The 12,445-nt window shown below is 60.2% G+C and carries 10 protein-coding genes; 6 read left to right on the top strand and 4 right to left on the bottom strand.

Features of this window, described 5'->3' with window-relative positions; genetic code table 11:
- Positions 1 to 14: 14 nt before the first annotated feature.
- Both X738_RS85950 and X738_RS51560 read left to right on the top strand, forming a co-directional pair.
- Complete coding sequence (locus X738_RS85950; RefSeq protein WP_198032785.1) at positions 15 to 506, top strand: hypothetical protein; 492 nt, start codon at positions 15 to 17, stop codon at positions 504 to 506.
- Positions 448 to 1,122: a class I SAM-dependent methyltransferase gene (locus tag X738_RS51560; RefSeq protein ID WP_023797959.1), complete on the top strand. Its 675-nt coding sequence runs from the start codon at positions 448 to 450 to the stop codon at positions 1,120 to 1,122. The genes X738_RS85950 and X738_RS51560 overlap by 59 nt, the downstream gene beginning before the upstream one ends.
- A 91-nt stretch (positions 1,123 to 1,213) precedes the next feature.
- Here the strand turns inward: X738_RS51560 and X738_RS51555 are convergent, their stop codons facing one another.
- The 4 genes from X738_RS51555 to X738_RS51540 form a co-directional block, all read right to left on the bottom strand.
- On the bottom strand, positions 1,214 to 2,404 hold the full coding sequence (locus tag X738_RS51555; RefSeq protein WP_023797958.1) for a glycosyltransferase family protein: 1,191 nt from the start codon (positions 2,402 to 2,404) through the stop codon (positions 1,214 to 1,216).
- A complete protein-coding gene (locus X738_RS51550) occupies positions 2,401 to 3,645 on the bottom strand; it encodes a glycosyltransferase (protein WP_023797957.1) in 1,245 nt (414 codons plus the stop codon). Before X738_RS51550 ends, X738_RS51555 begins: the two co-directional genes overlap by 4 nt.
- A gap of 1 nt (position 3,646) precedes the next feature.
- Positions 3,647 to 4,861 (bottom strand): glycosyltransferase family protein, encoded by a 1,215-nt coding sequence (locus X738_RS51545; RefSeq protein WP_023797956.1) that lies wholly within the window; start codon positions 4,859 to 4,861, stop codon positions 3,647 to 3,649.
- 465 nt (positions 4,862 to 5,326) lie between these two features.
- Positions 5,327 to 6,193, bottom strand: a complete 867-nt coding sequence (locus tag X738_RS51540) for an AraC family transcriptional regulator (protein WP_051407739.1) — start codon at positions 6,191 to 6,193, stop codon at positions 5,327 to 5,329.
- A gap of 230 nt (positions 6,194 to 6,423) precedes the next feature.
- Here X738_RS51540 and X738_RS51535 point away from each other — a divergent pair, with 230 nt between their 5' ends.
- The 4 genes from X738_RS51535 (at position 6,424) to X738_RS51520 (ending at position 12,440) form a co-directional block, all read left to right on the top strand.
- On the top strand, positions 6,424 to 7,890 hold the full coding sequence (locus X738_RS51535; protein ID WP_023797954.1) for an alpha-glucosidase/alpha-galactosidase: 1,467 nt from the start codon (positions 6,424 to 6,426) through the stop codon (positions 7,888 to 7,890).
- 205 nt (positions 7,891 to 8,095) lie between these two features.
- Positions 8,096 to 10,180: an ABC transporter substrate-binding protein gene (locus tag X738_RS51530; protein ID WP_023797953.1), complete on the top strand. Its 2,085-nt coding sequence runs from the start codon at positions 8,096 to 8,098 to the stop codon at positions 10,178 to 10,180.
- 122 nt (positions 10,181 to 10,302) lie between these two features.
- Positions 10,303 to 11,316: an ABC transporter permease gene (locus tag X738_RS51525; protein WP_023797952.1), complete on the top strand. Its 1,014-nt coding sequence runs from the start codon at positions 10,303 to 10,305 to the stop codon at positions 11,314 to 11,316.
- Positions 11,313 to 12,440 carry an ABC transporter permease gene (locus X738_RS51520; RefSeq protein ID WP_023797951.1) on the top strand — a complete coding sequence of 376 codons (1,128 nt, stop codon included), beginning with the start codon at positions 11,313 to 11,315 and terminating at the stop codon, positions 12,438 to 12,440. The genes X738_RS51525 and X738_RS51520 overlap by 4 nt, the downstream gene beginning before the upstream one ends.
- Positions 12,441 to 12,445: the final 5 nt, after the last annotated feature.

Genomic DNA, 12,445 nt, shown 5'->3' with positions numbered 1-12,445 from the left:
CTTCAGTTGGAGCGATGCAGGATGCAAAAGCACCTGCTGGCGAATGGCGTATCGGCAATTTCTTCGTCGCCAAAGACAAACTCGAAGCTGCAGCGCACGGAGATTGTCCTGCGCTCAACGATGGAAGGAACCTGCGAGGCGGCGCGATCCAGTTCCGGCGCATGGTCGATGACAACGACATGGGCATTGCTGATCATCGAAGAAGGCGGCTGGCCAAACGGTTCGCGGCTTCGGTAGGGTTTCGGCGAATAGCCGAGCAGCACAAAGCCGCAGCTGAGCGGCTGGTGCTGGCGAATGGACGCCGATGGTCCGGACAGATGCAACAGGCTCTCTCCGGCACCGGGCAATGGCGAAGCGGCTTGCAGCATAATGACGTCCGCGAATCAACAGCCTTCCGGGAGGCAAGATTGCGTTGTGTCGCCCGAAATCCCAACCTACAAGACGAATATGATGGATGTCACGCAACCACGCAATGCCGGCATGGACTGGCACGAGCAAGCCTTTGACCTGACGCGGGGAATTGCTGCCTATGTCAACTGCCCCCTGGTGGCAGGGCTGGCGCGCGTCATCACCAGGCATCCGAACGCCGATATCGCCAACGCCTTCAACCACAAGCAGGTCGCCTGCAAGATGTGGGCGCTCGACAGGTTGTTCGAAAGCTGCGGCGGCCGGTTCGGGCGCATATGGGTTCTGGGTGGATGGTACGGCGTATTGCCGGCAATGCTTTTCAACGACGCCCGCTTCGACGTCGCGGCGGTCGATAGCATCGACATCGATCCCGAAGTCGCGCCGGTCGCCCGGACCCTCAACCGGGAAGCCGGCGACCGGTTCCGGGCGCTGACGGCAGATATGTACGCACTCGACTATGCGGCCGGGCGGCCCGACCTGATGGTCAATACGAGCTGCGAACACATAGCCGATCTGCGCGCCTGGCTTGCTCTGCTTCCGCGGGGCACAGCTGTACTGCTGCAATCGAACGATTATTTCAGCGAGCCGACGCACATCAACTGCGTGGCTTCGCTTGCAGCCTTCGAAGCAATGGCGGCGTTACGGGAGTTGCGGTTCTCCGGCGAACTGCCGACAAAAAAATATACGCGCTTTATGCTGATTGGAACTGTTTGACGCATTTCGCGCGGTTTGGGACAACGACATGCATAAACGAGGAGTTGAAGCGCGTCGCACGAACCTCGCCAGACGCGACGCGCGTTAGCATCTATCGTCTGTTTTGATCATGAACTTCTCCGAAACCGGGCCCCACTTTTAGGGACCATGTTCGATACCGCTGGCGCAGAATTTGCGCCGAGCGATGCGCGCCCTCCAGATCGAGACGATGCGCGGCTGGCGTCGGTCCCGCAAGCGCCTGTTCGATCGCTTGCGCCAAACCTTCAGGCGTTAGGTCCTTCTCCATCAGCACCGTTGCAAGATCGAGTTCTTCGAGCCTCAGGGTGCGAACCGTCTGTTCGGTTTCCCCGCCGGCTGCAAATGGAACGAGCAGAGAGCGACAACCCGCGCGCAGGACATCGCAGACCGTGTTGTAACCCGCCTGCGAGACCGACAGGCGGGCGCCGGTCAGCAGGCTGGCGAAATCCTCGCGGAACCGGAAGATGGACAGGACCGGCGAGGCATCGCGTGTGATCGCGTCAAACTCGTCTTTCGGCAGGTTGGGGCCGGTGATCAAACACCATTTCCCAGCGTTGTTGGCATGCCGCGCCGCTGCGATGGTGGAGCTGACAAGGCTCTTTCCGGCAGCCCCGCCGCCAACCGACACCAGAACGTCGAACCGCGCGGAGGCCGCGGGCGATGGCGGCGCGGCAACGAGCCCTGTGTAGGTGACCTCGGCCTTGATCGCCCCAGCCAGTGGAAATGTCTTGTCGATGGTTGCGAAAGCCGGATCGCCGTGGACCATGACAAGGTCGAAATGCCTGTTGATCAGATCGACCGTTTCCTCGTTTCGGCCCGGCTTGACGCGCTCCTGAAGGATATCACGGACGGACGTCGCCAGCAGCGGTCTGGGCGACGTCGCGTCGATGGCCTCGATCAGCGGCAGGAGTTCGAAACGCATCTGCCGGCGTCCAAATGGAAACGCCTCGACAATGACGATATCAGGCCTGCAATCCCGGAACGCCTGCAGCAGCATCTCTGAACGCCATCTCTTGAAATCATCGTCGATGGGTTTGCCCTGCAGGTCGACAAGTCCGGAAAATCCTTCATCACCGGAGGTGACAGGTGGCAGGGTTACAGATTTCACACCCACTCCCGGAAACCCCGCGATCGGCGCTCCGCCGGTCACGACGGTTACGTCAAACCCGTCGTCGACCAGAGCCGCCGCAATGCGGCTGGCGCGCGCGAGATGGCCGATGCCGAGCAGGTGCTGGACATAGAAGAAAGCCCGCAGCCGCTTCATTCGGCGGCCCGCCACTCCCGCTCGAACAGTTCCTTGAGCTGTCCAATGCTTGCCAAATGATCGAAATTACCGCGCACGCGCCGCTCTGCGGCGTCGCCGAGGCGGGCGCGCAGCACGGGATCACGGATCAGGCGCTCCAGCGCCTGCGCCAGGGCAATTGGGTTTTCCGTCGGAACCAGCAGCCCGGTTTCATCCGGCGATAGAAGCTCCGGCACGCCGGAAATATCGGTCGACACGCAGGCAAGCCGCTGGCTAGCCGCCTCCACCAGGACATTCGGCAGACCGTCCCGGTCGCCATTTGCGGTGATCCTGCAGGCCAGGGCGAAGATGTCGGCGCAGCGGTAGTGCTCAAGCACCTCCTCCTGCGCAAGCGCGCCTTTCCAAAAGACGCGGCCATCCAGGCCGAGCTTTTGCGCCAGCGCCTTGAACCGTTCTAGTTCCTCGCCGCCGCCGATATGCTCGAAACGCCACGCCAAATCACCAGGCAAGAGGGCAAGGGCCTCCAGCAACGTATCGTAACCTTTCTTTTCAACGGCGCGCCCCACACTCAGAATGATAACCGGTTGGTCCGGCGCCGAGCCGTCATGCTGTTTTCGCGCCTCGCCGAAACTGCCGAAGCGATCAAGGTCGAGCCCATGATAGCTCAGATGCACAGACGCGTTGCCGTTAGCGAGTTTTTTCAGACGGTCGAAGCCGGTTTTCGTGCAAGTTACCGTCCAGCGGGCCGAGGAAAGCTTGCCAGCCAGATCCCAGTCCGCCGAAGTCCAGATGTCCTTGGCATGGGCCGAGCAACTCCAGGGCAGGCCACGAAGCTGGCTGGCATAGCGCGTCACCGATGCCGGTGTATGCGCGAAATGTGCGTGCAGCCAGCCCGCGTCTTCCGGCCATTCGGCCGCCAGCACGAGCGCTTGCCCGAAGCGGCGCGCGCGATTACGCGTAAAGTCGCGGCCGAGGTCGATAGCCAGCGATCCGAGCGCGCGCCAGAAGCCCGGCCGAAGCAGATAAGCAAACAGGGAGCGAACCACGCGCAGCGGCTCTTCATGCAGATATTCCGGCAGATAATGGACGGGCGCTTTGATCTCGTCATGCACGGGGTGGCGTTTTGCGTCGGTCGGCCGCCTGAGCGCGAAGAGTATCAGGTCGAACCCCGCACGCTCCAGACCGAGCAGTTCCTGCGCGATGAAGGTTTCCGACAGCCGCGGATAGCCCTTCAGAACCACGACGATCTTGCGATGTTGCAACTCAGATCATGCCTTCAATGACCGAAAGGTGATGGCCGCCCCGCCGGTCGAGCAGTTCCGAGACGATTTCAGAAATGTGAGGCAGCCCTTCCAGCGTCAGATGCGGATGGCTCTGCGATGGGCCGGGCCGGGCCGGCAGCACCTCCAGCGCATTGGCAAACCGCTGGGAATCCTCGGCTTCTTCCGGCAAAAGCATCTCAATGAGGCCGAGTTCGGCTGCGCGCCGTGCTCGAATCAGTTGTTCCTCGCGGGGCTTGACGCGCGGCACGATCAGCGCCGGCTTGTCGAAAGACAGTATCTCGCAATAGGTGTTGTAACCGCCCATCGCCACGACCGCCTTAGCGCCGGCAATGAGATCTTCCATGCGGTTGTCGAACTCGATGATCTTGATATAGGGGATCTTGGCCCCCTTCTTGAGCAGCTTGTTGCGCTTGCGCGCCGGCATGTAAGGCCCAAGCACGATCAGCGCCCTATGCTGCAATTGCGGATCCTGCTGATAGGCATCGATGACACTGTGGATCAGGTCGCCGCCGTCACCGCCGCCACCGGTGGTAACGAGGATATAATCGCCGTCGGGCCGGTGGCCGGGCAACTCGTTCTTCTGCAGGCTCCGTTGCAGGAAACCGACGAACTTCATCTTTGCCCTGACAGCCGGCGGCACGTCCAAACCGATCAGCGGATCGTAGAAATCCGGCGGACCATAGACCCAGACCTTGTCGTAGAACAGGCCTATCTTGCGCATCACATCCCTGTGTGCCCACTCTGCTTCGAGCAGATGCGGCGCGTCCATCACCTCGCGCAGGCCGAGCACGAGCGTGGTGCCCCGCGTCTTAAGGTAGGACAGCGTGTCCTCGATCTCACCGCGCAGGCCAAGCGGTTCCTTGTCGACGATGAAGATATCCGGCCGGAAGGTCTCGGCTGTGTGGCGGATGATCGACTGGCGCATCCTTAGCGTCTCATGCAGATCGATATCCTTTTCCAGCGAGGTGTATTCGCCGTTGCGCAACTTGATGACGCTGGGGATCTTCACGAAGTCGACACGGGCGCGGTAGTCGAAGGCGCCAGCGATAGTCGCACCCGAAATGATAAGCACCTGAAGTCCGCGGAAATCCTCGACCAGCGAATGCGCGATCGTCCGGCAGCGCTGCAAGTGGCCGAGCCCGAACGTGTCGTGGCTGTACATGAGAATTCGAGCATTTTGTACGTGCTGGGTCATTGTTGAACGTCTTTTGGAATTCTCGCCTGAGGACCGTGGACGACCCCGCACGAAACCATCCTCGCGGGTCTGCCGACCTGTTTTGGAGCATGACGGCGCAATTATCAATTACCCAAGAGGGTCCATATGCAGAAGCCAGGAAGCTGCGTCTGCTCAGCTGCCACGCTGGTCCAGAAGAACCTGCATCATTTCTGGTCTTGATCATCTCGGATTGGCAGCGAAGATTCGGATAAGGCGGCGTTGGCAGAAATAGACGTTTCCAAGGTTGGGGTCGAGCGTTCGAATCGCTTCATCCGCTCCAAGTTCTCTCAAGGGAATCAAGCTATTGAGAGGCGCCTTTCGGGACGCTTTTTGCTTACAAGGCTAGCTTTGCCGCCTCCTGAAAGCCGATGTCCGAGTGACCAGGTTGACGGTCTCTCTCGCGCTAAAAGCAGCCATCAAAGGGTGACAGGTCAGCGCTATTTGTCATCTGTCCAAAATCTGCCCCTGCTGATAACCGGCGCTTGCATACATGCCAGTGGTTCTGAATTCTGTCGGACTGACGCCGAAGCCACGTCGGAATACCTTGGCGAAGTAGTTGGGATCTTCGAAGCCGCACATGCCGGAAATATCCTTCACCGGAAGGTCGGCGGACATGGTCAGTAGCTTTGCGGCGCGGTCGAGGCGTCTGTTGAGGACGAACTCAGCCGGAGGAATACCTTCATGCGCTGCGAACACACGTGAGAAATGCGCGCGACTGAGACCGGAAAGCCGCGCCAGCTCATCGACCGGCAACGGCAGATGCAGATGCGCACCGATATAGTCAGTCACCTGACGCACTACCGAATTCTCCGCCACGTCATTTCCGTGCAGTTCGAACACGTCGTCATAGAGTGCCATGGCCGCCTCGTAGGAAATTGCCGAGGCGCGTGCCGGCGTTGAGCCGTCGCCTTTGACCAGCCGGTAGGCGCAGTCGGCCAGATTATCGACGGTCGCTGCCCGAAGGCTGAACACCGGTCCTTTCGTTGCTAGGACTTCTCTATGGATGCGCAACGCTTCCGCCCCATGCATCGATATCCAGAAAAACTCCCAGCGCCCGCCTTTTTCGACCCAGTAGCGGTGCGAATGCGGAACAACCAACAGCATCGTCTCGCCCGGAGCGATGCGGTAGGACCTGGTTCCGTAACGCAGGTTTCCGGTGCCGCTGATGGTGTGCTGTATCACTGTGAACGGCGTCTGCCCGCGCCTGCGGCCATCCCAGCTATAGCCGGCATCCGTTCTCACGTCGTAGCCGGTGCTCGTCGGCATGGTGTGCAATCGCTGCCGAGCGCGCGGCAGGGAAATCATTTTCATCACCGGTCCAAGGTCGACGAGTTTTTGCAGCACAAAATTACCCTACAAAGCACATCTACGCCCTACCGGAGGGGCGTGATCTTACGCATATTGACCAAAAAACAAAAGAGATGAGGATGAAACCCCGGTTGCACGCCGCTTGGTTGCGTGTCTTCCGAATAACACGCCTGGACTGGATTTCTACGAACCGATTTTACCTATCGTCCAATCCGCTTGCGGAGAAGGTTCGAATGAGCAGATTTAAGATCGCAATCATTGGCGCGGGCAGCGTCGGTTTCACCAAGAAGCTGTTCACGGACATTTTGTGTGTCCCGGAGCTGCGCGACATCGAGTTCGCACTGACCGACATCAGCGAGCACAATCTCAAGATGATCGAGTCAATTCTCCTGCGGATCGTCAAGTCGAGTCAGCTTCCTGCACGGGTGACCGCGACGACGGACCGCCGCAAGGCGATCGAGGGCGCGCGCTACATCATTAGCTGTGTGCGCGTCGGAGGTCTCGCCGCCTATGCCGACGATATCCGCATCCCCTTGAAATACGGCGTCGACCAGTGCGTCGGCGATACGATCTGCGCCGGTGGCATTCTCTACGGCCAGCGCAACATCCCGGTCATTTTGGATTTCTGCAAGGACATTCGCGAATTGGCCGAGCCAGGCGCCAAATTCCTGAACTATGCCAACCCGATGGCGATGAACACCTGGGCGGCGATCGAATTCGGCAAGGTCGATACGGTCGGTCTCTGCCATGGGGTCCAGCATGGGGCCGAGCAGATTGCCGAGATCCTCGGCGCCGGGGAAGGCGAGCTCGACTATGTCTGCTCCGGCATCAACCACCAGACCTGGTTCGTCGACGTTCGCGTCAAGGGCCGCAAGATCGGCAGGGATGAGCTCGTCGCCGCCTTCGAGGCGCATCCGGTCTTCTCGCGGCAGGAGAAACTCAGGATCGACGTGTTGAAGCGCTTCGGCGTCTATTCGACCGAAAGTAACGGCCACCTGTCGGAATATCTACCCTGGTATCGCAAACGGCCTGAGGAGACTGCCAAGTGGATCGATATGTCGGACTGGATCCACGGCGAAACCGGCGGTTATCTGCGCTATTCGACCGAAACCCGGAACTGGTTCGAAACCGAGTTCCCGCAATTCCTCGAAGATGCGGGAAAGCCCTTCGATCCCGGGCGCCGCTCGAACGAGCACGCCAGCCACATACTGGAGGCGCTCGAGACCGGTCGGGTCTATCGCGGTCACTTCAACGTCAAGAACGAAGGCGTCATCACCAATCTTCCGTCCGATGCAATCATCGAATCGCCTGGTTTCGTCGATCGCTTCGGCATCAACATGGTGGCCGGCATCACGCTTCCGGAAGCCTGCGCCGCGACCTGCATTTCGTCGATTAATGTCCAGCGCCTGTCCGTCCACGCGGCAATCTCCGGCGACATCGACCTCCTGAAACTGGCCGTGCTGCACGATCCGCTGGTTGGCGCCATCTGCACGCCGGAAGAGGTCTGGCAGATGGTCGACGAGATGGTTGTGGCGCAAGCGCAATGGCTGCCGCAATTCGCCCATGCGATCGACAGCGCCAAGGAGCGGCTGAGCCGCGCGACGGTAAAAACGCGGGAATGGAAGGGCGTTGCCCGCCGCGAGGTTCGCTCGATCGAAGAGATCAGGGCCGAAAAGGACGCATTGCGCGCGGCCGGCTGAGACATTGGTTGCGATAAGCCAATGTTCCGGAAAACCGGGCGGCCAGGATCGTGCCTCGGCGAATGCGCTCGGGCAGCACGGCACTGTCATCCGAGAAAGCGGAATACCGCTTCTGAGAAAGCGGAATACCGCTTCGATCGAATGCTTGTAGGAGGAGAGCCATGCCATCGCGGCAGGCCCGAAGCATAAGGGAGAGACCAGGACAATGAACATTTTTGGCCGCATGAAAACCGCCGCCGCGCTCCTGTTTGGTGTATCGGCGTTCGCGATCCAGGCCGTGGCCTCCGAGCCGACGATCGTGCCGGAACAGCCGCCGTTTCCGGCGCAAGGCAAGATCAATTACGTGCCGCGCGATTCAATTCTGGAATTCAAGGCGCTATCCGAATATCGCGAGCCGGAGTGGGTCACCGAAAAATTCGTCAAGACCGGGAAACTGCCTCCGTTGGCCGAGCGGCTGCCGAAGGAGCCGATGGTCTTCAAGACAGGCAACATGCCCGACGGGATAGGCGTCTATGGCGACACGATGCGCCACGTCATCGGCGGCCGGCCGGAAGGCTGGAACTACAGTGCCGGGCAGACGCAAGGCTGGGGCGGCATTGACATTGCGATGTTCGAATGCCTGACGCGCACCGCGCCGCTCTTCCAGGTCGATGCCAAAGACGTCGAGCCGCTGCCCAATCTTGCCCGGAGCTGGGAGTGGTCGGAAGACGGCCACACACTGACGATGAAGTTGATCGAAGGCGCAAAGTGGTCCGACGGAGATCCCTTCGACGCCGATGACGTGATGTTCTATTGGGACGACAATGTCGTCGATCCGAACGTCTCGCCGCTGAACGGTGCAACACCGGAAACGTTCGGAGAAGGCACCACCCTGAAGGCGGTAGACAAATATACGATCGAATGGACTTTTAAGGACGCGTTCCCGCGCCAGCATCTCTATGCGATGGCCTATGGAACCTTCTGCCCTGGCCCCTCGCACATTTTGAAGACCAAGCATCCGAAATATGCGGGCACCACCTACGACGAGTACAAGAACGGCTTTCCGCCGGAATACTTGAATATGCCCGTCATGGGCGCCTGGGTGCCTATCGAATACCGTTCGGACGACGTCATCGTGCTTCGCCGCAATCCTTACTATTGGAAGGTGGACGAAGAGGGAAATCAGCTGCCCTATCTCAACGAACTGCACTACAAGCTTTCGACCTGGGCCGATCGTGACGTGCAGGCGATCGCCGGGTCCGGCGATATCTCGAACCTGGAGCAACCTGAAAATTTCGTGGAATCGCTGAAGCGCGCCGCACAGGAAACGGCTCCCGCGCGGCTGGCCTTTGGCGCCCGGCTGATCGGCTACAATCTGCGCACGAACTTTTCAGCCAATGGCTGGGGCGAGCCGGACGAGCGGGCGCAGGCCGTACGCGAGCTCAACCGCAACGTCGATTTCCGTAAGGCCGTGACCATGGCCATCGATCGCAAGAAACTCGGCGAATCCCTCGTCAAAGGACCCTTCACCGCGATCTATCCCGGCGGCATTTCCTCTGGCACGAGCTTTTACGACCGCGCCTCGACGGTGTACTACCCGTTCGATCTGGAAGGCGCCAAGGCGCTGCTGGAGAAGGTCGGGTTGAAGGACACGGACGGCAACGGCGCCGTCAACTTTCCGGCCGGTACAGCTGGCGGCTCGGACGTACAGATCGTGCTTCTGGTGAATTCCGACTACAGCACCGATCGCAATCTCGCGGAAGGTCTGGTCGGCCAGATGGAACAGCTTGGCCTCAAGGTCGTGCTCAACACAATCGATGGCGCGAAGCGCGACGCAACCCAGTATGCCGGGCGCTTCGACTGGCTTGTTCGCCGCAACGAGCAGGAACAGACCTCAGTTGTGCAGAACACGACCCAGCTTGCCCCGACCGGTCCGCGCACGAGTTGGCATCACAGGGCAGGAACGGACGGCACGGTCGATCTGATGCCGTTCGAACAGGAACTCGTGGACGTCGTCAACAAGTTCATCTCCAGCAACGACAATGACGAGCGGGCTGATCTGATGAAGCAGTTCCAGAAGGTCTCGACGACGAATCTCGATACGATCGGCCTGACAGAATATCCGGGTGCGCTCATCATCAACAAGCGCTTCTCCAACATTCCGGAAGGCGTGCCGATCTTCATGTTCAATTGGGCGGAGGACACGATCATCCGTGAACGGGTCTTCGTCGCTGCCGACAAGCAGGGCGACTACGAGCTGTTCCCCGAGCAGCTTCCGGGCAAGCCCGGTGAAGGCGGTCCGATCAACTGACCGCAGTCGATTTCCCCTCCGGCGAGCATCCGCCGGAGGTGAGGTTGCGAATTGAACCGTGGAGATACCGCGCCTCGTGAAGGAGCAGATCGCCACGAGCCACAAGAGAAGCAAACACGATCATGTTCAGATTTCTGCTTGTGCGTATCGCCTCGGCGATTCCTGTCCTCTTCGTCCTGAGCGTCGTGACGTTCGCGATCATCCAGGCCCCGCCGGGCGACTACAGCGACTATGTGCGCTCCCAACTGATCAACCAGGGTGGCGCATCCTTCGAAAAGGCCGACGCCCAGGCGCAGGCCTACAAGATCGCGCATGGCCTCGATAAGCCCTTGCCCCTCCAGTACGTCAACTGGATCACGGGCATCGTCACCCGCGGCGATTTCGGCCACAGTCTCTTCTACAACAAGCCTGTCGCCGATGTGGTCGGCGAACGTTTGCCCCGTACGCTGGCGCTGGCGCTCGTCTGCCATATCCTGGCTTCGGTGATCGGCATCACCTTCGGCGTTTTGGCGGCAACCCGGCAATATTCCTGGGTGGACAGCCTGCTGTCGGGCATCTCGTTTCTCGGCATGACGATACCGCGATTCCTGATGGCGCTGATTATCGTCTATATCCTGGTGTTCCACTTCAATGTCACTGAGATCAACAGTTTCCATTCCGCTCGCTACGGCGGGGCGCCCTGGTCGTGGGGCAAGTTCGTCGACCTGGTCAAGCATGTCTGGCCGGTCATCGCGATCGCCACTTTGGGCGGGCTCGCCTACAACATGCGCGTCATGCGGGGCAATCTTCTCGATACGCTGAACGCCCAATATGTCGAAACGGCTCGGGCCAAGGGCCTGAGCGAGGGCGCGGTGGTCATGCGCCACGCCGTGCCGAACGCGCTGCATCCGCTCGTCATGTATCAGGGCGTCGTGCTGCCCTACATGCTGACCGGCGAGATCGAGACCGCGATCATCTTCGCCCTGCCTACGGTCGGCCCGGCCATCGTCGGCTCGATGTGGGTCGGCGACGTCTATGTCACGGCGACCTTCATGCTGGTTCTGTCGGTGACGCTGATCGTCGGCAACACCATCGCCGACATGCTGCTCGCGGCACTTGACCCGCGCGTTCGTCTTGGGGGAGGGGCCGACGCATGAAAGCCGACGTCCAATCCATAATCTTCGCCTCCGTGCCGCCGGCCAAAGGCAACGGCAATGAAACCTATACCGCGCTTGTCTGGCGCCGTCTGAAGCGATCCTGGACCGGCATGATAGGGCTGATCCTTGTCTGCCTCCTGATGATCATGACGATTTTCGCGGAGTTCTTCGCACCCGTCGATCCGAAACTGACCGGCGTCGGTTTCGCGCCGCCGCAGACAATCAGCATGACGGATCGGGAGGGGAACTTCGTCTTTCCGCCGCGCAGCTATCCGATTCGTGAAACAGATGAATTCGACCCCGTCACGTTCCAGCCGATCGTCGGTCCCGACTACGATAACCCGCAGACGCTCGGCTTTTTTGTCAAGGGGTTCGGCTACAGGCTATTCGGACTGATCCCGGCGCAGCGGCATTTCTTCGGCGCCACCGACGGAAGCCCGGTCAATTTCCTCGGCACCGACAAGTTCGGCCGCGATGTGCTGTCGCGCATCATCTACGGCTCGCGCATTTCGCTGATGATCGCCCTGACCGTGGTGTTCATCATCACGGTAGTCGGCACGACGGTCGGCATGGTGTCCGGATATTTCGGCGGAAGGTTCGACGCATGGGTGCAGCGCTTCGTCGAACTGGTGCTCGCCTTTCCGCAACTGCCGCTCTATCTCGCGCTCACCTCGCTGATTCCGGTGACGGCGCCGACCAATGTCTTCCTCGCGTTCGTCATCTTCGTGATGTCGGCGCTCGGCTGGGCACAGCTGTCGCGCGAAGTTCGAGGCAAGACGCTGGCGCTGGCGCGGATCGACTATGTGCGGGCGGCGATGGCGATCGGCGCAACCGACCGCCGGATCATCTTTCAGCATATTTTCCCCAACGTCATGAGCCACGTCATCGTCGCCGTCACGCTGGCGATCCCCAATGTCGTGCTGCTTGAATCCTTCCTCGGCTTCCTCGGTTTCGCGGTGAAGCCGCCGCTGATCTCCTGGGGGCTGATGCTGCAGGATACCGCGACATACTCCGTCATTGGGTCCTATCCCTGGATCCTTGCCCCCGTGGGTTTCGTGCTGGTCACCGTCTTTTCGTTCAATGCGCTGGGCGATGGTCTTCGCGACGCCGTCGATCCCTATTGAGAAGG

Origin of the sequence: Mesorhizobium sp. L48C026A00, from assembly GCF_000502375.1 — a bacterium.
GTDB lineage: Bacteria > Pseudomonadota > Alphaproteobacteria > Rhizobiales > Rhizobiaceae > Mesorhizobium > Mesorhizobium muleiense.
Note: the sequence above shows the minus strand (reverse complement) of the source record. Positions and strands in the feature narration are given on the sequence as shown.